At 61.2% G+C, this 25,445-nt stretch carries 27 protein-coding genes; all 27 read right to left on the reverse strand.

What is annotated here, in order from left to right; all coding sequences use genetic code 11:
- Nucleotides 1-77: 77 nt before the first annotated feature.
- The 27 genes from HHJ18_RS09705 to HHJ18_RS09835 all read right to left on the reverse strand — a co-directional run bounded on the left by HHJ18_RS09705 (nucleotide 78) and on the right by HHJ18_RS09835 (nucleotide 25,329).
- Entirely contained in the window at nucleotides 78-542 is a 465-nt protein-coding gene (locus HHJ18_RS09705) for a twin-arginine translocase TatA/TatE family subunit (protein ID WP_296914502.1), read from the reverse strand.
- Nucleotides 543-557: 15 nt separating this feature from the next.
- Nucleotides 558-809, reverse strand: coding sequence for a Sec-independent protein translocase subunit TatA (gene tatA / locus HHJ18_RS09710; RefSeq protein WP_296914505.1), 252 nt, complete (start codon nucleotides 807-809; stop codon nucleotides 558-560).
- Between the two features lie 145 nt (nucleotides 810-954).
- Nucleotides 955-1,323, reverse strand: coding sequence for a histidine triad nucleotide-binding protein (locus HHJ18_RS09715; protein ID WP_296914508.1), 369 nt, complete (start codon nucleotides 1,321-1,323; stop codon nucleotides 955-957).
- A 14-nt stretch (nucleotides 1,324-1,337) separates the two neighbouring features.
- Nucleotides 1,338-1,688 carry a hypothetical protein gene (locus tag HHJ18_RS09720; RefSeq protein WP_296914511.1) on the reverse strand — a complete coding sequence of 117 codons (351 nt, stop codon included), beginning with the start codon at nucleotides 1,686-1,688 and terminating at the stop codon, nucleotides 1,338-1,340.
- Between the two features lie 78 nt (nucleotides 1,689-1,766).
- Nucleotides 1,767-2,177 carry a phosphoribosyl-ATP diphosphatase gene (locus HHJ18_RS09725; RefSeq protein WP_296914514.1) on the reverse strand — a complete coding sequence of 137 codons (411 nt, stop codon included), beginning with the start codon at nucleotides 2,175-2,177 and terminating at the stop codon, nucleotides 1,767-1,769.
- 16 nt (nucleotides 2,178-2,193) lie between these two features.
- Nucleotides 2,194-2,598, reverse strand: a complete 405-nt coding sequence (hisI, locus tag HHJ18_RS09730; protein WP_296914517.1) for a phosphoribosyl-AMP cyclohydrolase — start codon at nucleotides 2,596-2,598, stop codon at nucleotides 2,194-2,196.
- A 135-nt stretch (nucleotides 2,599-2,733) separates the two neighbouring features.
- Nucleotides 2,734-3,513: an imidazole glycerol phosphate synthase subunit HisF gene (gene hisF, locus HHJ18_RS09735; RefSeq protein WP_296914520.1), complete on the reverse strand. Its 780-nt coding sequence runs from the start codon at nucleotides 3,511-3,513 to the stop codon at nucleotides 2,734-2,736.
- Between the two features lie 215 nt (nucleotides 3,514-3,728).
- Nucleotides 3,729-4,469, reverse strand: a complete 741-nt coding sequence (hisA, locus tag HHJ18_RS09740) for a 1-(5-phosphoribosyl)-5-[(5-phosphoribosylamino)methylideneamino]imidazole-4-carboxamide isomerase (protein WP_296914522.1) — start codon at nucleotides 4,467-4,469, stop codon at nucleotides 3,729-3,731.
- Nucleotides 4,470-4,557: 88 nt separating this feature from the next.
- A complete protein-coding gene (hisH, locus tag HHJ18_RS09745) occupies nucleotides 4,558-5,217 on the reverse strand; it encodes an imidazole glycerol phosphate synthase subunit HisH (RefSeq protein WP_296914525.1) in 660 nt (219 codons plus the stop codon).
- Nucleotides 5,218-5,326: 109 nt separating this feature from the next.
- Complete coding sequence (gene hisB, locus HHJ18_RS09750; protein WP_296914528.1) at nucleotides 5,327-5,947, reverse strand: imidazoleglycerol-phosphate dehydratase HisB; 621 nt, start codon at nucleotides 5,945-5,947, stop codon at nucleotides 5,327-5,329.
- Nucleotides 5,944-7,155, reverse strand: a complete 1,212-nt coding sequence (gene hisC, locus HHJ18_RS09755) for a histidinol-phosphate transaminase (RefSeq protein ID WP_296914532.1) — start codon at nucleotides 7,153-7,155, stop codon at nucleotides 5,944-5,946. Before hisC ends, hisB begins: the two co-directional genes overlap by 4 nt.
- Nucleotides 7,152-8,495, reverse strand: coding sequence for a histidinol dehydrogenase (hisD, locus tag HHJ18_RS09760; protein ID WP_296914535.1), 1,344 nt, complete (start codon nucleotides 8,493-8,495; stop codon nucleotides 7,152-7,154). The genes hisC and hisD overlap by 4 nt, the downstream gene beginning before the upstream one ends.
- Nucleotides 8,496-8,521: 26 nt before the next feature.
- Nucleotides 8,522-9,172 carry an ATP phosphoribosyltransferase gene (gene hisG, locus HHJ18_RS09765; protein WP_296914538.1) on the reverse strand — a complete coding sequence of 217 codons (651 nt, stop codon included), beginning with the start codon at nucleotides 9,170-9,172 and terminating at the stop codon, nucleotides 8,522-8,524.
- Complete coding sequence (murA, locus tag HHJ18_RS09770) at nucleotides 9,169-10,443, reverse strand: UDP-N-acetylglucosamine 1-carboxyvinyltransferase (protein WP_296914541.1); 1,275 nt, start codon at nucleotides 10,441-10,443, stop codon at nucleotides 9,169-9,171. Before murA ends, hisG begins: the two co-directional genes overlap by 4 nt.
- Before the next feature lie 4 nt (nucleotides 10,444-10,447).
- Entirely contained in the window at nucleotides 10,448-10,693 is a 246-nt protein-coding gene (locus tag HHJ18_RS09775; protein ID WP_296914544.1) for a BolA family protein, read from the reverse strand.
- 259 nt (nucleotides 10,694-10,952) lie between these two features.
- Nucleotides 10,953-11,708 (reverse strand): ABC transporter permease, encoded by a 756-nt coding sequence (locus HHJ18_RS09780; RefSeq protein WP_296914547.1) that lies wholly within the window; start codon nucleotides 11,706-11,708, stop codon nucleotides 10,953-10,955.
- Nucleotides 11,705-12,673 (reverse strand): ABC transporter ATP-binding protein, encoded by a 969-nt coding sequence (locus HHJ18_RS09785; protein WP_296914550.1) that lies wholly within the window; start codon nucleotides 12,671-12,673, stop codon nucleotides 11,705-11,707. Before HHJ18_RS09785 ends, HHJ18_RS09780 begins: the two co-directional genes overlap by 4 nt.
- 101 nt (nucleotides 12,674-12,774) lie before the next feature.
- Nucleotides 12,775-13,056, reverse strand: a complete 282-nt coding sequence (locus tag HHJ18_RS09790) for an STAS domain-containing protein (protein WP_296914551.1) — start codon at nucleotides 13,054-13,056, stop codon at nucleotides 12,775-12,777.
- Between the two features lie 14 nt (nucleotides 13,057-13,070).
- A complete protein-coding gene (locus HHJ18_RS09795; RefSeq protein WP_296914553.1) occupies nucleotides 13,071-13,718 on the reverse strand; it encodes a phospholipid-binding protein MlaC in 648 nt (215 codons plus the stop codon).
- A gap of 171 nt (nucleotides 13,719-13,889) precedes the next feature.
- The gene (locus HHJ18_RS09800) at nucleotides 13,890-14,732 is read right to left on the reverse strand and encodes a VacJ family lipoprotein (RefSeq protein ID WP_296914556.1); all 843 of its coding nucleotides are present in this window, start codon (nucleotides 14,730-14,732) and stop codon (nucleotides 13,890-13,892) included.
- A complete protein-coding gene (mlaD, locus tag HHJ18_RS09805; RefSeq protein WP_296914558.1) occupies nucleotides 14,729-15,235 on the reverse strand; it encodes an outer membrane lipid asymmetry maintenance protein MlaD in 507 nt (168 codons plus the stop codon). Before mlaD ends, HHJ18_RS09800 begins: the two co-directional genes overlap by 4 nt.
- A gap of 107 nt (nucleotides 15,236-15,342) precedes the next feature.
- Complete coding sequence (mlaE, locus tag HHJ18_RS09810) at nucleotides 15,343-16,137, reverse strand: lipid asymmetry maintenance ABC transporter permease subunit MlaE (RefSeq protein WP_296914561.1); 795 nt, start codon at nucleotides 16,135-16,137, stop codon at nucleotides 15,343-15,345.
- Nucleotides 16,134-17,003 carry an ABC transporter ATP-binding protein gene (locus HHJ18_RS09815; protein WP_296914564.1) on the reverse strand — a complete coding sequence of 290 codons (870 nt, stop codon included), beginning with the start codon at nucleotides 17,001-17,003 and terminating at the stop codon, nucleotides 16,134-16,136. Before HHJ18_RS09815 ends, mlaE begins: the two co-directional genes overlap by 4 nt.
- 247 nt (nucleotides 17,004-17,250) lie before the next feature.
- On the reverse strand, nucleotides 17,251-18,717 hold the full coding sequence (locus HHJ18_RS09820) for a glutamate synthase subunit beta (RefSeq protein ID WP_296914567.1): 1,467 nt from the start codon (nucleotides 18,715-18,717) through the stop codon (nucleotides 17,251-17,253).
- Nucleotides 18,718-18,815: 98 nt separating this feature from the next.
- A complete protein-coding gene (locus HHJ18_RS09825; RefSeq protein ID WP_296914570.1) occupies nucleotides 18,816-23,597 on the reverse strand; it encodes a glutamate synthase-related protein in 4,782 nt (1,593 codons plus the stop codon).
- 233 nt (nucleotides 23,598-23,830) lie between these two features.
- Nucleotides 23,831-24,529, reverse strand: a complete 699-nt coding sequence (locus tag HHJ18_RS09830) for a transposase (RefSeq protein ID WP_296914572.1) — start codon at nucleotides 24,527-24,529, stop codon at nucleotides 23,831-23,833.
- 131 nt (nucleotides 24,530-24,660) lie between these two features.
- On the reverse strand, nucleotides 24,661-25,329 hold the full coding sequence (locus HHJ18_RS09835) for a hypothetical protein (protein ID WP_296914574.1): 669 nt from the start codon (nucleotides 25,327-25,329) through the stop codon (nucleotides 24,661-24,663).
- Nucleotides 25,330-25,445 lie beyond the last annotated feature (116 nt).

The following is a 25,445-nucleotide window of genomic DNA, read 5'->3' on the forward strand; positions in this document are numbered from 1 at the left end:
CGCCGCGGTACCCGCGAGCGAAGAAAGATCAGACGATGGGGAACGAAAAAATCAGGAAAAACTGATCCATCACAAAACTAGGCCTTTGGGCCTGGTTGCGGGCGAAACCGCGCCACACGGGCGGCACCTGACTGTGCCTTGGTGCGCACGCCGGAGCGCGCCTTGTACCACAGCGGCGTGGCGCCCTGCTTGAGCCGCCACTTCTTTTTCGGGTGCCGGTATTCGGGAAATATCTCCATGCCGGAGCCACCGTCGTTCGCATTGGAAGTGGTTTCAGCCCATGATTTTTCAAAATCACTGCCGTGGGTCTGGATCGTGTTTTCAACATCGCGGGCGGCCCCCTCGACGGAGTCTTTCATTTTCTTGAGCTCGTCGAGTTCCATGGAGCGGCTGACCTCTTGCTTGACATCGGCCACGTAACGCTGCGCTTTGCCCAGCAGCATTCCCACGGTGCGCGCTACACGCGGCAGCTTCTCCGGCCCGATCACGATCAGCGCCACAGCGCCAATCAGCGCTATTTTTGAAATACCGAGATCAATCATGCTGCATCAGCAGGTTTACAACTTGTGCCGGGCTTCCACGTCAATCGTGGTCTTGTCCGACTTGTCAGCCGCCTGGGCGTTGGTGACCTGTCCGGGAGCTACCGGTTTGTCGTCGGCTGCTGGCTGGCCACCTTCTTTCATGCCGTCCTTGAAGCCCTTGACGGCACCGCCAAGGTCGCCGCCCATGTTTCGGAGTTTTTTGGTGCCGAACACCATCACCACGATCAACAGCACGATCAACCAGTGCCAAATAGAAAATGAACCCATGTGTTGCTCCTAGTCTGTAATTACAGGTTTTGCGTGTTTGCACGCGACTGACTTCATTCTAAATGCCCGGACTGCCGATATGCAGAGTACACCCATTGACCTGCAGGTTAGTGTCTTGGGGCACCCAAGGGTTCCCTCTAAGCGCTTAAACGGGCCTGTCTTTCAGCCAGGGCCGGGGGCCGCCCAGCACATGAAAGTGCATGTGATGCACTTCCTGCCCCCCCAAGGCACCGGTGTTGACGACGATGCGAAAGCCGCCTTCGGGGTAGGGCTGGCAGCCCTGCTGCAGCGCCAGTTGCGGCGCCAGCACCAGCATCCGCCCCAACAGCGCCGCGTGTTCGGGCCCGACCTGCGCCATGGACGCGATATGCGCCTTAGGAATCAGCAAGAAATGCACTGGCGCCCACGGATGGATGTCGTCGAACGCGAACAGTTCGTCGTCTTCGTAAACCTTGCGGCTCGGAATGCTGCCCGCGGCAATTTTGCAGAAAATGCAGTTCTCGGAATGGCTCATGGGCGGGTTCTCCATCAGGTCAGGCGCTGGCTGTTAAAGCGCATCCAGCCGCGGATACAGCGGTACAAATACCAAAGCCACACGATGCCGTAGGCCACCGCGCCGGGCAGCATCAACAGCAGCCACAGGGGCGACAGCAAGACCAGCCACAGCAGCGTCCACCAGAAGGTGGCGATCATGTAGTTGTGATGGTCGACGTACAGTGGTTCGGTCTCGTCGGCGCGCCGCAGGTAGTTGATGATCACCGCGATCACCGCAAACACGCCGCCGCTGAACCAGGCCAGCGTGTGCAGGCCATAAAGCACATGCATCACGGTGCGGTCACCGTCGGTTTTTCCGTGATAGTCAGTCAGGTTGCTTTCCATGGTGTTTGGCTCCTGTCAAAAATGGTTGAGCGGCATCAAAGGGAACATCGTTGTGGCTGGCAAATGCGGCAACCCGAATCACGGTTTTTGCGCCGCATTCCTTTTATTCCTGTCATTCGGGTCTTCCCGATCGTGCGCCTTGCGCAGCGCCTTTTCTTCAATGCCGCTGGTGCCCTCGCGCCGCTCCAGCTCAGCCATCACGTCCGAGGGCATCAGGCCGTAGTGAACCAGCGCGATCAGGCTGTGAAACCACAAATCGGCGACCTCGCCTACCAGTTTGGCTTTCAGCGCGGGCGTGGCGCCGCCGCAGTCAATATCCTTGGCGGCCATCACGGTTTCGGTGGCTTCCTCGCCAATTTTTTTCAGAAAGGCGTCCGGGCCTTTGTGCAACAGGCGCGCCACGTAGCTGGTGTCCGGATCGCCGCCGCGGGTCGGCTTGCGGCCTTCGATGATGTGCGCCAGGCGCTGCAGAGTGTCGTTGGAGGACATATTGAAACAGTAGTGCCTATTTGTAGATGCTGGCTGGATCTTTCAACACCGGTTCGGTGACCAGCCACTGGCCGTCTTTGTAAAGACTGAAAAAGCAGCTGTGGCGGCCCGTGTGGCAGGCTATTCCAGGTTGATCGGGTTCATGACCGAGCTGCGTCACCCTGAGCAGAATCACGTCGTTGTCGCAGTCGAGCCGGATTTCATGCACAGTCTGCAGATGGCCGGATTCCTCGCCCTTGTGCCACAGGCGCCCGCGCGAGCGGCTGAAGTACACCGCCTGGCCCAGCTCGGCGGTTTTCTGCAGTGCCTCGCGGTTCATCCAGGCAAACATCAGCACGTCGCCGCTGGCGGCTTCCTGCGTTATGACAGGAACCAATCCCTTGTCGTCCCATTGGATGTTGTCTAGCCAATTTTGAGTCATGCGCTAATTGTCATTGATTCGGGTGCGGTCACAGAAGCTCTTAAAACCAGGGGCACCGCGGAACCGGCTTTGCCGGGCCGCAGATACCGCCCCGGCAGGGGGAAGGCGCTACAGGCAATGAGCGTCCGACGAGGGTTACAACCTTACCGGAATACCGCGCGCCGCCATGTGCTGCTTGACCTGCTGCACCGTGAATTCTCCGTAGTGAAAAATGCTGGCCGCCAGCACCGCATCGGCGCCGCCCAGTTGCACGCCGTCGGCCAAATGGTCCAGGCTGCCGACGCCACCCGAGGCGATCACCGGCACGCTGACGGCGTCGCTGACGGCGCGGGTCAGCGCCAGATCGAAACCAGACTTGGTGCCGTCGCGGTCCATGCTGGTCAGCAAAATCTCGCCGGCGCCACGCCGCGCCATCTCGCTGGCCCAGGCCACGGCATCCAGCCCGGTGTTTTTGCGGCCGCCGTGGCTATAAACATCCCAGCCCGGACCACGGGCCAGGGCGTCTTCGGCGCTGCGGCGCTTGGCGTCAATCGCCACCACGATGCACTGGGCGCCGTATTTGGCCGAGGCGTCTTCAATCACCTGCGGATTTGCCAGCGCGGCCGAATTAAAGCTGGTCTTGTCAGCTCCGGCATTGAGCAGGCGCCGCACGTCGTCGACCGTGCGCACGCCGCCGCCCACCGTCAGCGGAATGAAAACCTGCGAAGCCACGGCTTCGATGATGTGCAGGATCAGGTCACGCCCGTCGCTGGTGGCGGTGATGTCCAGAAATGTCAACTCGTCGGCGCCTTGGTCGTTGTAGCGCGCGGCAATTTCCACCGGGTCACCGGCGTCGCGCAGTTCGACAAAATTGACGCCCTTGACGACACGGCCGCCGGTCACGTCAAGGCAGGGAATGATGCGTTTAGCTAACATGTGCCCCCACGCTTGCCACTCCGTGTGCTGCGCTGCCCCCCGAGGGGGCTGGCCTTGCTTGGGGCGGCCCGGCGCTGGCGGCCGTTGGCGTCCAAGTTTTTACTGAACTCTGCATTCCAGCAGGGGCCGCGGAACCGGCTTTGCCGGGCCGCAGGCGCAGCGGCCCCCTGGGGGGCAGCGAACCACGCCAAGCGGGGAGCGTGGGGGTCATATCTTCATCCGTTGAGCTCGTCGGCGCGCTCCTGCGCCGCTGCAAAGTCCAGGTCGCCGCTGTAGATGGAACGCCCGCAGATCACGCCCTGCACGCCTTCGCTCTCGACCTCGCACAGCGCTTCAATGTCGGCCATATTGGAAAGGCCGCCCGATGCGATGACCGGAATCGTCAGCGCCTGCGCCAGCTTGACGGTCGCTTCAATATTGATGCCGCTGAGCATGCCGTCGCGGCCGATGTCGGTGTAGATGATGGACTCGACACCGTATTCCTGAAATTTCCTGGCCAGGTCCACCACCTCGTGCCCCGTCAGTTTGCTCCAACCGTCGGTGGCGACCTTGCCGTCTTTTGCATCGAGCCCGACGATGATGTGGCCGCCAAAAGCGGTGCAGGCGTCCTGCAAAAAGCCCGGATTCTTGACGGCGGCGGTGCCGATGATGACGTAGCGCAGGCCGGCGTCGAGGTAGCGCTCTATGGTGTCCAGATCGCGAATGCCGCCGCCCAGCTGCACATCGATTTCGTTGCCCACTTCCGCCAGGATGCGCTTGATCGCCAGCTCGTTTTTGGGCTTGCCGGCGAACGCGCCGTTCAGGTCCACCAGGTGCAGGCGGCGCGCGCCCTTGTCAACCCAGCTGCGCGCCATGGCGGCCGGGTCGTCACTGAAAATGGTGGATTGATCCATGTCGCCCTGTTTGAGACGAACGCAGTGACCATCTTTCAGGTCAATCGCGGGGATGAGTAGCATGTTGAAGTTAAAAGAAAAAGAGAGCTGACGGGGGGTTAATGAAAAAAACTTACTGTAGCGACTATTTGCGCCCGGCGCTTGCGTTGCATCAAGGCTTCCAGTGCAGGAAGTTACGGTACAGGGCCAGCCCCTGATCGGCACTTTTCTCAGGGTGGAACTGGGTGGCAAAAATATTGTCGCGCGCAATCGCTGCCGCAAAGCGCGCACCGTAGTCGGCCTGGCCCGCGATGTGACGGGCATCGGCCGGGCGCGCGTAAAAGCTGTGCACGAAGTAAAAATACGCGCCGTCGTCGATGTCCGCCCACAGTGGGTGCGCTGGCGCTGACTGAAACACCTGGTTCCAGCCCATTTGCGGCACCTTGTAGCGGCTGCCGTCGGGCTGAAGCCGGCCGGCCAGATCAAACTTGATGACTTCGCCGTGGATCAAACCCAGCCCCGGCGTGCCGGCGGCCAGCGGTCCTTCGTCGCTTTTGTCAAGCAGCATCTGCATGCCGACGCAGACGCCAAACAGCGGCTTGTGGGCGGCGGCATGCAGCACCGCTTGTTGCAAACCGGACTCGGCCAGGGCGCGCATGCAGTCGGGCATGGCGCCCTGCCCCGGCAGCACGACGCGTTCAGCGTCCAGCACATCCTGCGCGCGCGAGGTGACCCGCACCTCGTAGCCACTGCCTTGCGCCACATGCTGGACGGCTTGCGACACCGAGCGCAGATTGCCCGAGCCATAGTCAACCACTGCTACTGTTTTCAAGTGATCCTTTGATCCTGCTATGGTATGAATTTAATAGCTACCTGCGCCCGCCCTGCTTGGGCTAGAGGCCTAAAACATGCATTAATGACGGTCTCGTTCGCTCAGGCACCTACAGCGAGCCTTTGGTCGACGGGATCACGCCAGCGGCGCGCGGATCGATTTCCAGCGCCATGCGCAAGGCCCGGGCGAAGGCCTTGAACACGGTTTCTGCCTGGTGGTGGGCGTTTTCGCCCTTGAGGTTGTCAATGTGCAGCGTGACGAAGGCATGGTTGGCAAAGCCCTGGAAAAATTCGTACGCGAGCTGGCTGTCAAACGTGCCAATCATGCCGCTCTTGAACGGCACATGCATGTCCAGCCCGGGCCGACCCGAAAAATCGACCACCACGCGCGACAGTGCCTCATCGAGCGGCACGTAGGCGTGGCCGTAGCGGCGCAGGCCTTTCTTGTCGCCCACCGCCTGCGCCACGGCCTGCCCAAACGTGATGCCGACGTCTTCCACCGTGTGGTGGCCGTCAATGTGCAAATCGCCCTCGGCATGAATATCCAGATCAATCAGGCCGTGGCGCGCAATCTGGTCCAGCATGTGGTCGAAAAAACCGATGCCGGTGGACAGTTTGGCCTGACCGGTGCCGTCCAGGTTGACCCTGACGGTGATTTTGGTCTCGGCGGTGTTGCGCGAGACTTCGGCGACGCGCGGGGTGGCGATCAATTCAGGATGGGGGGTGGTCATAGGGATTTTTCAAGCGCCGCTAGCATTTGCGCGTTTTCCTCAGCCGTGCCGACTGTCACGCGCAAACAATTGGTCAGCAATGGATGCATTTTAGAAACGTTTTTGACCAGCACCTTACGGGTTTTCATGCCTTCGAAGGTTTTGGTGGCCCTATCGCCCTCGCCCAGCACGCGCAAGAGAATCATGTTGGCGTCGCTTTTCCAGGTTTTGACACCCTTCATGGCGCTAAGCGCCTCAAGCACCCTTTTGCGCTGCGCCACCAGCTGCTGCGCCTGTTCGGCAAACACCGCCCGATGCTCCAGCGCAAACAGCGCGCACTCGTAGTTGAGCACGCTGATGTTGTACGGTGGCCGCACCTTGTCGATTTCGGCGATCAGCGCCTTGGGGCCCAGCAGATAGCCCAGGCGCACGCCGGCCAGCCCAAACTTGCTCAGGGTGCGCAGCAGCAGCACATGGCGGTGCCGGCCGATGCGGTCGATATAGCTTTTGCTGGAAAAGGGCTGGTAGGCCTCGTCCAGCACCACCAGGCCGCCTTGCAGGCCCACGGCGTCGATGATCTTTTCAATCACCGCGTCGTCCCACAGATTGGCAGTCGGGTTGTTCGGGTAGGCCAGGTAGGTGATGGACGGCTTGTGTTCAGCAATAGCCGCCAGCATGGCGGCTTCGTCGAGCTCGAAATCGGCCGTCAAATCAACGCCTATGAACTTCAGGCCCTGCAGCTGCGCGCTCATGGCGTACATCACAAAACCTGGCAGCGGCGCGAGGATCGCGGCAGCCGGTCGGCCGCTGCTGGATGCATCGCCCGGCACATCGCAGGCCATGGCCAGCAGCGCAATCAGCTCGTCCGAACCATTGCCCAGCATGATGTCAAAGCCCTCGGGCATCGCGGCGTAGTCGGCCAGCGCAGCGCGCAAGTCATTGACCCGGCCATCGGGATAACGGTTCAGCGCCAGCGCCCCGAGCCGCTGACCGAGCTCGACCTGCAGGGCGGCCGGCAGGCGGTGCGGATTTTCCATCGCGTCCAGCTTGACCATGCCGCTTGACGGCTGGATGGCGTAAGCGTGCATGGACTGCACATCCTGGCGAAACACATGCACCCCCACGCTTGCCACTTCGTGTGCGGCGCTGCCCCCTGAGTGGGCGGAACTTGCTCGGGGCGGCCCGTCGCTGCGTTCGGCGGAGAGTTTCTGTCCATTGGTAGCGGTCATTTATTCACTCTCATGGCGGGCACGTCCTGCAGGCGCATCTCGGCGGCGCGCGCATGGGCCTGCAGGCCTTCGCCATAAGCCAGTTCGGCGGCAATTTTGCCCAGCACCTGCGCCCCGGCTTCGCTGACTTCGATCAGGCTGGAGCGTTTTTGAAAATCGTAGACCCCCAGCGGACTGGAAAAGCGCGCCGTGCCGCTGGTGGGCAGCACATGGTTGGGGCCGGCGCAATAGTCTCCCAGGCTTTCGCTGGTGTAGGCACCCAGGAAAATCGCGCCAGCGTGGCGCAGCAACGGTTCCCAGCGATGCGGGTCGCGGCTGGAGACTTCCAGATGCTCGGGCGCAATCCGGTTGCTGATCTCGCAGGCTTCTTCCATGCTGCGCGTCAGAATCAGCGCACCGCGGCCATTGAGCGATTTGGCGATGATGTCGGCGCGCGGCATCTGCGGCAGCAGGCGGTTCATCGCGGCCAGCACTGCGTCGATATAGGCCGCATCGGGGCACAGCAAAATGCTTTGGGCCAGCTCGTCGTGCTCAGCCTGGCTGAACAAGTCCATCGCCACCCAGTCGGCGGGTGTGCTGCCATCGGCCAGCACCAAAATCTCGGAGGGTCCGGCAATCATGTCTATACCCACCGTGCCAAAGACGCGGCGCTTGGCAGCGGCCACATAGGCGTTACCAGGGCCGGTGATCTTGTCGACGGCGGGAATGGTGGCGGTGCCATAGGCCAGCGCCGCCACAGCCTGCGCACCGCCTACCGTGAAGGCGCGCGTGACGCCGGCCACGTAAGCGGCCGCCAGCACCAGGGCATTCTTTTCCCCCTTGGGGGTAGGCACGACCATGATGATTTCAGCCACACCGGCCACATGCGCGGGGATGGCGTTCATCAGCACCGAGGACGGGTAGGCCGCCTTGCCGCCGGGCACGTAAATGCCGACGCGGTCAAGTGGCGTGACCTTCTGGCCCAGCAGCGTGCCGTCTTCATCGCGGTAGCTCCAGCTTTCGCCATTGGCCTTTTTTTGCGCCTCGTGGTACGTGCGCACGCGCCGCGCGGCCGCTTGCAAGGCGTCCCGCTGGGCAGCCGGAATCGCCTCGAAGGCGGCTTTCAATTCGGCCTGGGTGAGTTCGAGCTCGCTCATGGAGGCGACGCTCAGGCCGTCAAAACGCGCGGTGTATTCAAGCACCGCCGCATCACCGCGCTGCTGCACGTCGGTCAGGATGTCGGCGACGCGCTGCTCGATCGCCGCGTCGGTGGCGGCGGACCAATGCAGGCGCGCCTTGAATTGGGCATCAAAAGTGCTGTCAACGCAGGATAGACGGGCGGGAGCAGCTATTAATTTCATAGCATTAAAGGGTTGTAAGTGTTCGGTTAACGGGCCACGGCGCCGGCCGAGGCCAACGCCAGCGCATCAATCATCTTGCGGATGGGCGCGTAGTTGAGCTTGAGCGCAATCTGGTTCACCACCAGGTGCGAACTGATGTCCATGATGCGTTCGACCTCGACCAAATGATTGGCCTTGAGCGTGCTTCCTGTTGACACCAGATCGACGATGGCGTCGGCCAGCCCGGTCAGCGGCGCCAGTTCCATGCTGCCGTAGAGCTTGATCAGGTCGACGTGCACGCCTTTGGTGGCAAAAAAGTCGCGGGCAATCGCCACGTACTTGGTCGCCACTTTCAGGCGCGAACCCTGCCTGACGGCGGCGCCGTAGTCGAAACCCTGGCGCACCGCCACGCTGATGCGGCATTTGGCAATCTGCAGATCGAGCGGCTGGTACAGGCCCAAGCTGCCGGACTCCAGCAGCGTGTCTTTGCCGACCACGCCCAGATCGGCACCGCCGTACTGCACATAGGTCGGCACGTCGGTAGCGCGCACCAGCACCACGCGCAGACCGGGCTGGTTGGTGTCAAGTATCAGCTTGCGTGATTTTTCCGGGTCGTCCAGCACCTCAATGCCGGCGCTTTTGAGCAACGGCAGGATATCGTCGAAGATGCGGCCTTTAGATAAAGCGAGGGTGATCATGATTTGACTCGTTCTATGTCTGCACCGATGCCGCGCAGCTTGGCTTCCATCTGGTCGTAACCGCGGTCCAAGTGGTAAATGCGCTCGATCACGGTTTCGCCCTCGGCCACCAGACCGGCAATCACCAGGCTGGCAGAGGCGCGCAAATCGGTGGCCATGACGGTGGCGCCCGAGAGTTTTTCAACGCCTTCAATCGTTGCCACCTTGCCTTCGATCTGTATCCTGGCGCCCAGTCGCACCAGCTCGTTGACGTGCATGAAACGATTTTCAAAAATCGTCTCGGTCACGCTGCTGCTGCCTTGCGCAATGGCGTTGAGCGCCATGAACTGCGCCTGCATGTCGGTCGGGAAGCCGGGGTACTCGGTGGTGCAAAAAGACTGCGCCTTCATGCGGCCCTGGGCCTGGATGCGGATAAAGCCTTCGCCGGCGCTGACCGTAGCGCCCGCTTCGCGCAACTTGTCGATCACCGCATCGAGGTGGTCGGCGCGGCCATGCTTGAGCACCACATCGCCGCCCGCCGCCGCCACGGCACACAAAAAGGTGCCGGCCTCTATCCGGTCGGCCACCACCTGGTGGGTGCAGCCGTGCAGGCGCTCCACGCCCTGAATTCTGATGCGGCGAGAGCCGTGGCCTTCGATGCGGGCGCCCATCTTGATAAGCATCTCGGCCAAGTCGCCAATCTCAGGCTCTTGCGCGGCGTTTTCGAGAATCGTTTCACCCTCGGCCAGGCTGGCGGCCATCAGGAAGTTTTCGGTCCCGGTGACGGTCACCATGTCGGTCGTGATGCTGGCGCCCTTCAGGCGTTGACGATTTGCCGGCAATTTGGCCAGCATGTAACCGTGTTCGACCGTGATCTCGGCCCCCATGGCCTGCAGGCCCTTGATGTGCTGGTCGACCGGCCGAGAACCGATGGCGCAACCACCGGGTAGCGACACCGTGGCTTCGCCGAAGCGCGCCAGCAGCGGGCCCAGGGCCAGCACCGAGGCGCGCATGGTTTTGACCAGTTCATAGGGCGCTTCGGGCGAACTCAGCGCGCCCGCGTTGAGCGTGACGGTGCCCGGCACGGCCTGGCTACGCTCGGCCGCCACGCCCATGTTGCGGATTAACTTGAGCATGGTGGCCACGTCCTGCAGGCCGGGCACGTTCTCCAGCGTCACCGTGTCGGCGGTCAACAGGGCCGCGCAAAGCTCCGGCAAAGCGGCGTTTTTGGCGCCCGAGATGTTGACGGTGCCGGCCAGCGACTTGCCGCCGCGAATCAATAGTTTGTCCATTTTTTTATTGCGCTTTAAGTGCGGCCCATTCAACAGGCGTGTGGGTTTTCATCGACAGGGCATGAACCTCGCCGGTCTGAATTCGGTTTCCAACCGCGGCATAGCCGCGATGGTGGCGCTGGATCCTGGTCAATCCTTCAAAAGCGCTGGAAACGACGATGGCGAACCAGTGACTGCCGTCACCGGACACTTCGAGGTACTCGCAGGGCAGGCCCGCGGCAATGATGGTTTGGAGTTCTTCGCTGGTCATATTTTTTTCCTGGTGCGTGGTGGTCACTGTATTTTCGTCGGGCTGCTCCAAGAACGGGAGCCTCCACGGATAAGCGCGAAGGCCACCGGCCACAGCGCCGGGCCGCACCCAAGCCAGGCCCGCCCTTTCGGGAGGCAGCGCATTACACAAAGTAAAAAGCGTGGGGGCGAGGGCCGCCAGCGCCGGGCCGCCCCAAGCCAGGCCAGCCCCCTCGGGGGGCAGCGCATTACACGAAGTGAAAAGCGTGGGGGCCATACCTTTAATGCCTGATTTTGTAGCCGGTGCGCAGCATGGTGACGGCCACGGCGCTAACCAGCGCCAAGGCGGCCAGCACAATGCCGAGGCTCAGCCAGGGCGAGACGTCGCTGACGCCAAAAAAGCCGTAACGAAAGCCGTCAATCATGTAGAAAAACGGATTCAGGTGGCTGATTTTTTGCCAAAAAGGCGGCAAAGAATGAATTGAATAAAACACGCCGCTCAAAAACGTCATGGGCATGATGACGAAGTTCTGGAAAGTCGCCATTTGGTCAAATTTTTCAGACCACAATCCCGCGATGATGCCCAGCGCGCCCATCAGGGCGGCACCGAGGATGGCAAACAGCACGATCCACAGCGGCTCCGCAAAGCCGGGCCGGCCAAAAAACACAGTCACGGCAAACACCCCGCTGCCCACCAACAGCCCGCGCGCCACCGACGAGCCGACGTAAGCCAAAAACCAGTGCCAGTGCGACAGCGGCGTGAGCAACACAAACACCAGGCTGCCCATAATCTTGCTCTGGATCAGCGAGGAAGAACTGTTGGCGAAGGCGTTTTGCAGCACGCTCATCATCACCAAGCCAGGCACCAGAAAGGCGGTGTAGCTGATCTGGTCATAAACTTTGACCTGTCCTTGCAGCACATGGCCAAAAATCAGCATGTAGAGTACGGCTGTCAATATCGGCGCGCCTACGGTCTGGAAGCCGACCTTCCAGAAACGCAGGATTTCCTTGTAGAAAAGGGTTTGCCAGCCGATCATTTCGCGGCTCCGGCCAAATCCAGTGCATCGACGGCAAGAGGCACTTTCGCAGCGCTTTCGTTCATGACGTCGAGGAACACGTCTTCCAGATCGGCCTTGCGAATTTCCACATCCTCGGCCACCAGCCCGGCCTGGCGAATGGCGGCCAGGTACTGCTCGATCTCGCGCGCGTTGTGCGCGGGAAACTGCACGATGCGTCCGGTAATGCGCGCCTGCGCCGCCAGATGCATGGGCAGTTCGCTGTCAATTTTGAAACGCAGCACATTGCTTGAGGCCGCCTTGAGCAGCTCGGAAGTCTGGTCCAGCGCCACCAAACGCCCTTGCTTGAGCATGGCGACGCGGCTGCACAAGGCCTCGGCTTCTTCAAGGTAGTGCGTGGTCAGCAGCACGGTGCTGCCCTGTTTGTTGAGTTTGGCGATGAACTGCCACAAGGTCTGGCGCAGCTCCACATCAACGCCGGCGGTCGGCTCGTCGAGCACGATCACCTGCGGCTGGTGCACCAGCGCCTGCGCCACCAGTACGCGCCGTTTCATGCCGCCCGAGAGCTGGCGCATGTTGGCGTTGGCCTTGTCGGCCAGGCCCAGACTGGCCAGCAGCTCGTCAATCCAGGCATCGTTGTGCTTGATGCCGAAATAGCCTGACTGGATGCGCAGCGCCTCGCGCACGGTGAAAAACGGATCGAACACCAGCTCTTGCGGCACCACGCCGAGCTTGCGCCTGGCGTTGGCGTAATCGGTGACCACATCGCTGCCATGCACCTTGACGCAACCACTGCTGGCGCGTGACAGGCCCGCCAGAATGCTGATGAGCGTGGTCTTTCCGGCGCCGTTGGGCCCCAGCAGGCCGAAGAACTCACCTTGCGGAATGTCAAAGCTCACGTTGTCCAGCGCCCGCACAGCAGGGCCGGTTTGTTTTCGCTCGGAGGGGTAGGTTTTACAGACGGACTGGAAAGAGATAGCTGGCATTAACCCACTATTTTAAGGGCTGGCGCCAGCATCTCTGGGACGGACCGTTCAAGTCCCCGCTCGGCGCAAACGGCGCGCGGCAAACCGGCCCGAACGCCGGCTCAGGCCGGGACGGCCGCACTGTCTGGAATCAGCTCGGCAACGCCGTACAGACCGGCCAGCTGACGCAGCCGTGCCGGCAGACCCTGCACCGAAAAAGCCTTGCCCCCAGCCAGCGCTTCGCGCCGGCATGCGAGCAGCAGCGCCAGAGCGGACGAGTCAAATTCGTGCAGGCCGTTGGCATCGGCCACCAGTTGCGCCGGCTGTGACGCCACCGCCTGTTTCAAGCCAAGGGCAAACTGTGCCGACGCAGCGTGCGTCAAAACCGCAGGAAGTGTCAGCATGGCAAGCAGCTGTCTCAGGACTTCTGCTCGGACTTTTGATCGCCAGCGTTGGACTTGTTGCGCTGCGCCAGCGCGGCGATCAGGCCGTCAACCCCTTTGGCACTGATTTCCTGAGCAAACTGGGTGCGGTAGGTTTCTACCAGCCAGACACCCAACACGTTGAGGTCATAGATTTTCCAGCCCGAAGCGGTCTTTTCCATGCGGTAGTCGAGCTGCACCGGATCACCCCGGCCCAGCACTTCGCTGCGCACCACGACTTCGGTGTCGGTTTCTGCAGCGCGCAGCGGTTTGACGCTCAGGCGCTGGTCCTTAACCTGCGAAAGGGCGCCTGAGTAGGTGCGCACCAGCAGTATCTTGAACTCTTCCTGCAGCCGCGTCTTTTGTTCCGGCGTAGCCTGGCGCCAGTTGCGGCCAACGGCCGCCGCCGTCATGCGGGTGAAATTTACATTGGGCATGACCTTGCTGTCGACCAGCGCAATCACCTTGCTCATGTCACCAGCCTGTACGGCTTTGTCCGATTTGATGGTTTCCAGCACTTCTGCGGACACGCGTTTGATCAGGACGTCAGGGGCCTCATCGGCGGCGCGAACAAGCGGCGCAGACGCCAGCAGTGCCAGGCTGAGCGAGGCAGTCAACAAACGAACCAAAGTTCTACGATTCACGGGGTTCATGGTTTTCCTTCGAAAGCGAAACAAATGGAGATCAATATCGCAGCCTGTCCATAAGGCCGGGCTTGCCGACATCAGACATACCTCAAATAATTTTGCGCCATGATGAGCGGCCGGCGATGAAGTTGTGCAACGGTCTTGTAAATGTTGTTTACAACGCGCATCTTATTTGGCTGGCGCTGCAGGCTCGGCAGTTGCCCCGGCGCCAGGCGCAGCCTCGGGAACTACTTCAGGCAAATCGAAGCGCTCCTCGGGCGCTGTGTCTGCGCTAGGGCTTGCGCCGTTGTCCGAGCTAAAGTTAAAACCGCTGTTGCGCCGCAGATGACGCCGCAAATAAATTTCGCGGGAGAAACTGTATTTATCGAGTGCGGCCTGTTCCAGCACATCCTCCACACCCAGCAAATTTGCCCGCAAGTTCACTGCACGCCCTGAAAGCAGGACGTTACGTGCCGGAATGTTTTCCACCCGGCCCAAAAGATCCACCTTGCTGTCGACCAGCAAACCGGCGGAATCACGCACGGTGGAAGGGCCAAGCACCGGCAGCACCACGTAGGGGCCGGCTGCGATGCCCCAATGCCCCAGGGTGCGGCCGAAATCCTGGCTGTGCCTGGGAATTTCCAGATCGCTGGCCACGTCAAAAAGACCGCCCAGTCCCCAAAATGTGTTGGTGGTCACCCGAAACAGCGTGTCGGCAGCCTCTTTAGGCTTGAACTGCAATACGTTGTTGACCAGCGACCGGACGTCAGCAATATTGCCAAAGAAGTTGCTCACCCCCCGGCGCAGCGGCGCCGGCGTGGCATCACGGTAAAGGGTTGCTGCAGGCTTGACGAGGACGCGGTCCAGGCCCTCATTGAGTTTGAACACCGTCCGGTTGAACGGCTCCAGCGGGTCGGCCGGGTTGGCATCGGGCCCGGTGGCGCAACCTTGCAGCAGGGCGAAGGTGAACGTAAGCGCCAGCGCAGTGCTAGCCCTGTACACAGGCGCTTTCATGATGATGGATGTCGTCATTTTTTTTCTGTGGTCCCTGATGGCGGTGCAGTGCCTGATCCCGAACTGCCGTCCGCCGCCTTGCTGAACAAAAACTGGCTGATCAGGTTTTCCAACACTACGGCCGACTGGGTCTGTTTGACCACGTCACCTGCGACAAGATTTTTCTCGTCGCCCCCTGCTTCCACGCCGATGTATTGCTCACCGAGCAGGCCGCTGGTTAGTATCTTGAGCGAGCTGTCCTTGGGAAAAGCGTAACGGCTTTGCAGGGCCAGATGCACACTGGCCTGGTAGGATTTATCGTCAAACGTAATACTTTCAACCCGTCCGACCACCACGCCGGCACTTTTAACGGCGGCCTGCGGCTTCAGGCCGCCAATATTGTCAAATTTGGCCGTGATCTGGTACGTGCTGTTGAAATTCAGGGTCAGCAGATTGGCGGACTTGAGCGCCAGGAACAGCAGGGCCGCGCCCCCTATCAGGACAAACAGACCCACCCAGAAATCGTTTTTGGAGCGTTGCATTTTTTTCTTTCAATGACCGGGCCAGGCGTTGCGAGCAGGCCCACAAGGCACAAACACAGTCGAATCTAATTTTTGCATGGGTGGTTAAAACCGCAGAGTCGGTGGGCTTAAAGGCTGAACATCCATGCTGTCATCAAAAAGTCCAGCCCGAGCACCGCCAGCGAGGCCACCACCACGGTGCGCGTGGTGGCGCGCGACACGCCCTCGGGCGTCGGTTGCGCTTCAAAGCCCTGGTGCAGGGCGACAAAGGTCACCGTCACGCCAAAGACAAAACTTTTAATCACGCCATTGCCCACATCGCGCCAGACATCGACACCGGCCTGCATCTGGCTCCAGAAAGAACCCGCATCGACACCAATCATCAGCACGCCGACGGCCCAGCCGCCCAGGATGCCGACGGCGCTGAAGACGGCGGCCAGCAGCGGCATGGCGATCACGCCACCCCAAAAGCGCGGCGCCAGGATTCGTCGTATCGGATCGACCGCCATCATTTCCATAGCCGACAGTTGCTCGCCGGCCTTCATCAGGCCAATCTCGGCCGTCAGCGCCGTGCCCGCGCGGCCCGCAAACAGCAGCGCAGTCACCACCGGGCCCAACTCCCTGACCAGGCTGAGCGCCACCAGCAGGCCCAGCGCCTCCGAGGAGCCGTAGCGCTGCAGCGTGTAGTAGCCCTGCAGGCCCAGCACAAAACCGACAAACAGACCCGACACCGTGATGATGGCCAGGGAATAATTGCCAAGGAAAAAAATCTGGTCGCGCACCAGGCCAAAGCGGGCCAGCGCGGGGCCGCTCAGCGCCAGCAGGCGCGCCATCAGGCGGGCCGCCAGACCGAGTTCGGCCAGCGTGCCGCGCGTGGCAAAACCCAGATTGGAGAGAAGCACAACCGGGCTGTAGCGGCTCATGAACGCTTTCCTCTGGCGGCAGCAGCCGTGGCTTTTGCCAAAGCCGCCGGGTCGCCAAAATCGGCCGCGACGTCGGGCCCCGGGTAATGAAATTTCACCGGCCCTTCGCTAAGCCCGTTGACAAACTGGTGCACCAGCGGGTCAGTGGAGTTTTTGACTTCATCGGGTGTGCCCTGCGCCGCAATCGCGCCATTGGCCAGGATGATGACTTTGTCGGCGATGCGAAAAGTGTCTTCCAGATCGTGCGAGACGACGATGCTGGTGATGCCCAGCGTGTCGTTGAGCTGGCGTATCAGCTGCGCCGCCGTGCCCAGCGAAATCGGGTCGAGGCCGGCAAACGGCTCGTCGTACATGATGAGATCCGGGTCCAGCGCAATCGCGCGCGCCAGCGCCACGCGCCTGGCCATGCCGCCAGAAATTTCGCTGGGCATGAGCTCGCGCGCGCCGCGCAATCCGACGGCGTTGAGCTTCATCAGCACGATGTCGCGGATCAGACTGGCCGGCAGCGCCGTATGTTCGCGCAGCGGAAACGCCACGTTGTCAAAGACGCTCAGATCGGTGAACAGCGCGCCAAACTGGAACAGCATGCCCATGCGCCGCCGCGCCTGATAGAGCTCGGGCTGCGCCAGCTGGCCGACGTTTTTGCCATCAAACAAGACCTCGCCACTGTTGGCTTTTTGTTGCCCGCCGATGAGGCGCAACACCGTGGTCTTGCCACCACCCGACGCGCCCATCAGCGCCGTGACCTTGCCTCGAGGCACCGACAGCGTGACGCGATTGAGAATGACGCGATCACCGGCCGAACCCGGGTAAGAAAAGGTCACATCCTTGAATTCAACCAGCGGGGAAGCGGACATATCGGCCATGGTGAAGGAAAAAGCGCAACGAGTGCGCCAGCGGGGCTAGGGAAAGCCCTTGATGATACGGGTTTTGGCCTGATTTCGTCCGCGCTCGGCCGCTAAAAGAAACGCCTGGGGCCCGGTGGTGCAACGACCGCAGGCTCGGTCCGCCGCTCCATTTTTTACATCAAAAGTGTCTCTAGCCCAATAGATACGGGCTCAAGCAGCTATTATTTCAATAGCAACCGGCCTTGTAATGGTGGCGCGCGAGGCCCTAGCGCGGCAAGTCGCTGTAGCCCATCAGGAATTCATCGACAGCGCGCGCGGCCTGGCGGCCCTCGCGAATCGCCCACACCACCAGGCTCTGGCCGCGCCGGATATCGCCCGCGGCAAAAACTTTTGCCACGCTGGTGGCATAGCCGCCGGTGAAGTCGGTGCTGGCCTTGGCGTTGCCCCGGTTGTCTTTCTCGACGCCAAAGGCTTCCAGCACCGAGGCGACCGGTGAGACAAAGCCCATGGCCAGCAACACCAGGTCGGCCTTGAGGGTTTCTTCCGAGCCCGGCACTTCGGCCATCTTGCCGTCTTTCCATTCGACCCGAACGGTGATCAAGCCAGTCACCTTGCCTTTTTCGCCCAGCAGCGCCTTGGTCGAAATGGCGAACTCACGCTCGCAGCCTTCCAGGTGGGAGGAAGAGGTGCGCAGCTTGATCGGCCAGTAAGGCCAGGTCATGGGGCGGTTTTCTACCTCGGGCGGCTCGGGCATCAGTTCAAACTGGGTCACGCTGGCGGCGCCGTGGCGGTTGCTGGTGCCGACGCAGTCAGAGCCGGTGTCGCCGCCGCCAATCACGATAACGTGCTTACCGGATGCAGACAGCTGGGCTTTCACCTTGTCGCCGGCATTGACCTTGTTTTGCTGGGGCAAGAATTCCATCGCAAAATGCACGCCGTCGAGTTCGCGGCCCGGCACCGGCAAATCGCGCGACTGCTCGGCGCCACCGGTCAGCATCACGGCGTCAAAGTCTTTTTGCAACTGCTCGGCCGAAATCGTCTCCTTGGCCCAGTTGGTCACCCTGGAGCCTTTGGGCAGGCTGCCGATCATCACGCCGGTGCGCAAGCTCACGCCCTCGGCCTGCATCTGCTCAACGCGGCGGTCGATATGGATTTTTTCCATCTTGAAGTCGGGAATGCCGTAGCGCAGCAGGCCGCCTATGCGGTCGTTTTTCTCGAACAGCGTCACGTCATGGCCGGCGCGCGCCAATTGCTGCGCGGCGGCCATGCCGGCCGGGCCGGAGCCCACCACCGCAACTTTTTTGCCGGTTTTGTGCTTGGGCAACTGCGGCTTGACCCAGCCTTCGGCCCAGGCGCGGTCGATGATGGCGTGCTCGATCGACTTGATGCCGACCGCGTCGTCATTCACATTGAGCGTGCAGGCGGCCTCGCACGGCGCGGGGCAGATGCGGCCGGTGAATTCCGGGAAGTTGTTGGTGCTGTGCAGCGTATCAATCGCGTTTTTCCAGTCGGCACGAAACACCATGTCATTGAAATCGGGAATGATGTTGTTGACCGGGCAGCCGCTGGTGCAAAACGGTATGCCGCAGTCCATGCAGCGTGCCGCCTGCTGGCCGGCCTGCTTGTCGTTCAGGCCAATGACAAACTCTTTGTAATTTTTCAGACGCTCGCCGACGGGCTTGTAGCCCTCTTCGATGCGCTCGTAGTCCAAGAAGCCGGTGATTTTTCCCATGATGAGTCCTGTGCGGTTCAATATAAGCGTTTTATGCCGCTAGCCCTTTACTGGCGGGCGCAAGCAGCTATTAATACAATAGCAAATGAGGCGCTTTCCTACTTGGCCGGCACCACTTCCTGGGCTTCCTGGTTGGTGGCCGCCTGCCCGCGCGTGGTCTCGGTGGCCGCTTCCAGGCGGCGCTCCCGGCGCTCAAGCAGCGCGCGCTTGTACTCATTGGGGAACACCTTGACAAACTTCAGGCGCGACTCGGACCAGCTATCAAGCAGTTCGCGCGCCCGCTTGCTGCCGGTCCAGCGGTTGTGGTCCTGCAGCAGGCGCTTGAGCAGTTGCTCGTCGCTTTCGCCGGCATGCCAGTCGGCCCGGTCATGGGTGCGCTGGTCAGCCGTGCTGACCACCCGGTCCATGGACACCATGGAGGTGTTGCAGCGCGTCGAAAATTTTCCGTCTTCGTCGTACACATAGGCCACGCCGCCGCTCATGCCGGCGGCAAAGTTGCGGCCGGTCTTGCCCAGCACGACGACGGTGCCGCCCGTCATGTATTCGCAGCCATGGTCGCCGGTGCCCTCGACGACCGCCGTCGCGCCCGACAGGCGCACGGCAAATCGCTCGCCGGCCACGCCGCTGAAAAAGGCCTCACCGGAGGTCGCGCCATACAGCACGGTGTTGCCGACGATGGTGTTCTTGACCGCCTCACCGCGGAATTCAATGCTGGGGCGCACCACGATGCGGCCGCCCGACAGGCCCTTGCCGGTGTAGTCGTTGGCGTCGCCAATCAAATACAGCGTGATGCCCTTGGCCAGAAAGGCGCCAAAGGACTGGCCGCCGGTGCCTTCAAGCTGGATGCGCAGCGTGTCGTCGGGCAGGCCTTCCGGGCGCAGCCGCGTCAGCTCGCCCGACAGCATCGCGCCTACAGTGCGGTTGACGTTGCGCGTGACCTCAATGAACTGGACTTTTTCGCCCTTGTCGAGGGCGGCCCTGGATTTTTCAATCAGCCGCACATCTAGCGCTTTTTCCAGCCCGTGGTCCTGCTCCATCACATGCAGGCGCGGCACATCGGCCGGCACATTGGGCTGGTAGAACAGCCGGCTGAAGTCCAGGCCACCGGCCTTCCAGTGGGCGATGCCTTTTTGCGTGTCAAGCAAATCGGCGCGGCCAATCAGTTCGTCAAATGTGCGCACGCCGAGTTGTGCCATCAGCTGGCGCGCCTCTTCGGCGACAAAAAAGAAATAGTTGACGACATGCTCGGGCTTGCCGCTGAATTTCTTGCGCAGCACCGGGTCTTGCGTCGCCACGCCGACCGGGCAGGTGTTGAGGTGGCATTTGCGCATCATGATGCAGCCTTCGACCACCAGCGGCGCGGTGGCAAAGCCGAATTCGTCAGCGCCCAGCAGGCCGCCGATTACCACGTCGCGGCCAGTCTTCATCTGGCCATCGGCCTGCACGCGAATCCGGCCCCTGAGCCGATTCAGTACCAGCGTCTGCTGGGTTTCGGCCAGGCCGATTTCCCAGGGCGAGCCGGCATGTTTGATGGACGACCACGGCGAGGCGCCGGTGCCGCCGTCATGGCCGGCAATCACCACATGGTCGGACTTGGCCTTGGCCACGCCCGCGGCAATCGTGCCGACGCCGACCTCACTGACCAGCTTGACGCTGATACTGGCGCGCGGATTGACGTTTTTCAGGTCGTGAATCAGTTGCGCCAGATCTTCGATCGAGTAAATATCGTGGTGCGGCGGCGGCGAAATCAGTCCCACGCCGGGCACCGAATAACGCAGCTGGCCGATGTACTCGCTGACCTTGCCGCCTGGCAGCTGACCGCCCTCGCCCGGCTTGGCGCCCTGCGCCATCTTGATCTGGATCTGGTCTGCCGACACCAGGTATTCGGCGGTGACGCCGAAACGCCCGGAAGCCACCTGCTTGATGCGCGAGCGCAGCGAATCGCCATCTTGCAGCGGCAAATCGACCTCAACGACCTTTTCGCCGATCACGCTTTTCAGCGTTTCACCCTTTCGGATCGGGATGCCCTTGAGCTCCTGGCGGTAACGCGCCGGGTCTTCACCGCCCTCGCCGGTGTTGCTCTTGCCGCCTATGCGGTTCATTGCGACGGCCAGCGTGGCGTGCGCCTCGGTACTGATGGAGCCGAGCGACATGGCGCCGGTGACAAAGCGCTTGACGATTTCCTTGGCCGGCTCGACTTCATCAATCGGAATGGCTTTGCTGGGGTCGATCTTGAACTCGAACAGGCCGCGCAGCGTCATGTGGCGGCGGTTCTGGTCGTTGATCAGCTGGGCGTACTCTTTGTAGGTGTTCCAGTTGTTGGACCGCGTCGCATGCTGCAGCTTGGCAATCGCATCGGGCGTCCACATGTGCTCTTCGCCGCGCGCGCGCCAGGCGTATTCACCCCCGGTGTCCAGCATGCTGGCCAGCACCGGGTCGTCGCTGAAGGCAGCGCGGTGCATGCGCAAGGCTTCTTCGGCAATCTCGAAGACGCCCATGCCGCCCACCTGGCTGGCCGTTCCGGTAAAAAACTTGTCCACGGTGTCGCGGTTCAGGCCAATCGCCTCGAACAGCTGGGCGCCGCAGTAGCTCATGTAAGTTGACACGCCCATCTTGGACATGATCTTGGACAGACCCTTGCCGACGGCCTTGGTGTAGTTGTACACCGCCTTCTCATGGCTCAGGTCGCCCGGCAGGCCGGTGAATAGCTCGGCCAGCGTCTCCATGGCAAGGTAAGGGTGCACCGCCTCGGCGCCGTAACCTGCCAGCACGGCAAAGTGATGCACTTCCCGGGCCGAACCAGTCTCGACCACCAGTCCGGCGGTGGTGCGCAAGCCCTCTTTGACCAGGTGCTGGTGAATCGCCGACAGCGCCAGCACGGCAGGAATCGCGACCTGCGTGGCGTTCATGGCGCGGTCGCTCAGGATCAGGATGTTCTTGCCGCCATGGATGGCATCGACCGCTTCGGCGCACAGCGAAGCCAGCTTGGCCTCGACCCCAGCGCGACCCCAGGCCAGTGGGTAGGTGATGTCCAGCGTGTAACTCTTGAACTTACCCTGAGTGTGCGCTTCGATGTCGCGCAGCTTTTGCATGTTGGCGCTGTCGAGCACCGGCTGGCTGACTTCCAGCCGCATCGGCGGGTTGACCTGGTTGATGTCGAGCAGATTCGGCTTGGGGCCGATGAAAGACACCAGCGACATCACGATGGCTTCGCGAATCGGATCGATGGGGGGGTTGGTGACCTGCGCGAACAGCTGCTTGAAGTAGTTGTACAGCGGCTTGTTCTTGTCGGACAGGACGGCCAGCGGACTGTCGTTGCCCATGGAGCCGGTGGCTTCCTCGCCATTGGTGGCCATGGGCGACATCAAGAATTTGATGTCTTCCTGGGTGTAGCCAAAGGCCTGCTGTCTGTCTAGCAGCGGAATCTGCGGCGCGGCCGGGGTAGTGTCCAGCGCGGATGCGGTCGGTGTCTTGCCCGCCAGATCGTCGAGCCGGATGCGCAGGTTTTCAATCCACTGTTTGTAGGGCTTGCTGTTGGCCAGCGTCGCCTTGATCTCTTCGTCATCCACCATGCGGCCCTGCTCCAGATCGATCAGGAACATCTTGCCGGGCTGCAGCCGCCACTTGCGCACGATCTTGTGTTCAGGAATCGGCAACACGCCCGACTCGGACGCCATGATGACCAGGTCGTCGTCTGTCACGCAGTAGCGTGAAGGCCGCAGGCCGTTGCGGTCCAGCGTGGCGCCAATCTGGCGGCCGTCGGTGAAGACGATGGAGGCCGGACCGTCCCACGGCTCCAGCATGGCGGCGTGGTACTCATAAAACGCCTTGCGCCGCTCGTCCATGGTGGTGTGCTGCTCCCACGGCTCGGGGATCATCATCATGACGGCCTGGCTGATCGGGTAGCCGGCCATGGTCAGCAACTCCAGGCAGTTGTCGAAAGTCGCGGTATCGGACTGGCTGGCGAAGCTGATCGGATAGAGCTTTTGCAGATCGGCGCCCAGCACTGGCGAGGACATCACGCCTTCGCGGGCCTTCATCCAGTTGTAGTTGCCCTTGACAGTATTGATCTCGCCGTTGTGCGCGACATAGCGGTAAGGGTGCGCCAGCGGCCACTCGGGAAAGGTATTGGTTGAAAAGCGCTGATGTACCAGCCCGAGGGCCGAAACGCAGCGTTCATCTTTCAAATCCAGGTAGTAAGTGCCCACCTGATCGGCCAGCAACAGGCCTTTGTAGACCACCGTGCGGCTGGACATGCTGGGCACGTAATATTCCTTGCTGTGCGTCAGCTTGAGGCGCTGAATGGCGGCGCTGGCGGTTTTGCGGATCACATAGAGCTTGCGTTCCAGCGCGTCCTGCACGATCACGTCATTGCCGCGGCCGATGAAAATCTGGCGCAGTATGGGTTCTTTTTCGCGCACGGTGGGCGACATCGGCATGTCACGGTTCACCGGCACATCGCGCCAGCCCAGCAGCACTTGGCCTTCGGCCTTGACAGCGCGCTCCAGCGCCTGTTCGCAGGCCAGCCGCGAGGCATGCTCTTTGGGCAAAAACACCATACCTACGCCGTATTCGCCGGGCGGCGGCAGATCAACGCCACGGCTGCCGGAAGGCCCAATCCCGTTCTCGGCCATTTCTTCGCGGTACAGCGCATCGGGCAGCTGAATCAGGATGCCGGCACCGTCGCCCATCAGCTTGTCGGCACCGACGGCGCCCCGGTGATCAAGGTTCTCAAGAATTTTCAGACCCTGCTGGACGATGGCGTGGCTCTTGTGGCCCTTGATGTGCGCTACAAAGCCAACACCGCAGGCGTCGTGCTCGTTGCCCCCCGCGTACAAACCGTTTTCTTCAAAATGCTTGATCTCAGCAGCCGTGGTCATGGCAAGTCCTTGTCAGTAGCGAAACAAAAGCAGCCAATCGGCGCAGCCCATGTCCACCAGGGTTGGTTCTAAATTTTCAGAAAGTAAGCATAAGGCAGGACTTGCTCTCTTGCCAAGCTAATTAATAGGGGTCAGATTCCAATTTATTTCCAATAAAATTGGTAACCTTTAAATTGGGGACATATAAAATTTGATAGCTGCTCAGGCATTATTTATTTGAGCTAGCGGCAGTTTCAAGCCTCTTTTAACGCACTGATGGGGCGCCCAGCCTTGGTTTTTTTGACCCGGCGCTCGGTGCGTTTCTGCAAATTTGCGACAAAACTTTCACTCCCCAGCGCCCAGCCGCTCAGGGCGGACCGTGTCAGCGCTTCTTGCTGTTCCGGCGGGATGCCCGCGCTCACGAGGTCGGCGTAAGCCGCCTCGCGCGCAAATGGCGTGTTGCCCAGGGTCCAGAACAAGGGGTGCGGCGTGACCATTTTGTCGGTCCGCAGGCCGACATAGTGCGCGTGACTTGACCAGGGGTAGTCTCTGGCGCTGTTGACCAGGCCGGCGCGTACCGGATTGAGATCGATATAGGCCATGCAGGCCAGCAGATAGCGCTCGACTTCAATCAGGGTCGAGCGGTAACGCCCCTCCCACAGCGTGCCTGATCGTCCCTGGCTGTCATTGAAATAGCGCACATAGCGACGGCCGACCGCCTGCATCATCTGCGGCAAGCCATCGGCGCTGGTGGGCGTGGCAAGCAAGTGAAAATGATTGCTCATCAGCACGTAGGCATGCAGCGCCACGCCGAATTTGTGCGCGTTTTCCTCCAGCAGCGCCAGCAGCATCAGGTAGTCGGCAGCCGACGAAAAAATCGCCTGCCGGTTATTGCCGCGCTGGATGATGTGATGCGGATAGCCGGGAACGGTAAGCCGGGGAAGACGCGCCATGAACTGCAATGCCGGAAGTTTGCGTCATGATAATTGGAACCTGACCCTCAACAATCCTCAACAGCATGCCAGACGGACTGGCGCGCGGCGCAGACCCACCAGGTTTCACCGGCAGGTCCACTCCAATCGCTTTAGAAGCGGTACGAGGCGCCGACCCGCAGCACGGGGTAAGTTTTGTAGCTGCTGACCTCGTCGTTAAGCTTCGTTTTTTCCACGGCAATGTCGCGCGCCAACTGGGTGCAGATGGCGACGGTCGCTTGACAGCCGCTATTCGTCAGGCTGGTGCGGGGACTGCCCTGAAACATGACGCCGAGGTCGGCCGAGAAGCCCCATCCCTTGTTTGCCACGGCATTGCCCCAGCCTATGCCCAGATACGGTGCAATCTTCTTGAAGTCGACCGAGCCGTTGATGGAGCCGGCTTGAGCGGCGCTGTAGGTGGTTCCGTTCACTACATACTGAGTGCCGCTTTTGGCCTTCATATTGACATCGACCTTGTTGCCGTTGTAGACCAGGCCGCCCGTCATGCGAAAGCCGTTGTCCATAGGGAAATAGTCGGCCAGCACATCGAAGGTGCGCAGCTTCATTTTGAAGTTGTAGTCAGCCTCGGAGGTGCTGCCTGTGTCGTCGTAGTTCAGGTAGCCAAAGCCCACGCGTGCGTTCAATTTGGGCTGGAGGGGGACGCTGACATGCAGGCCAAGGCCGGTGGTTCCAGCGGTCGCCGAAAGACCTATATCGGCTGCGTTTGCGGCTGCGCAGGAGAGGCCTGCAATTAGAGCCAAGGCCAAGTAGTTTGTTTTCATGTTTTGTTTCTGAAATAAATGGGATTCTTGAGTCAAGACAGTGCTTCACCCAGACTAAGTTGCACCTGCAGCAGCCAAAGAAAGCCAGTCCTGCCAATGCCGTAGTGAGGCATTGT

This window comes from Polaromonas sp. (assembly GCF_012927455.1).
Taxonomy (GTDB): Bacteria; Pseudomonadota; Gammaproteobacteria; order Burkholderiales; family Burkholderiaceae_C; genus Polaromonas.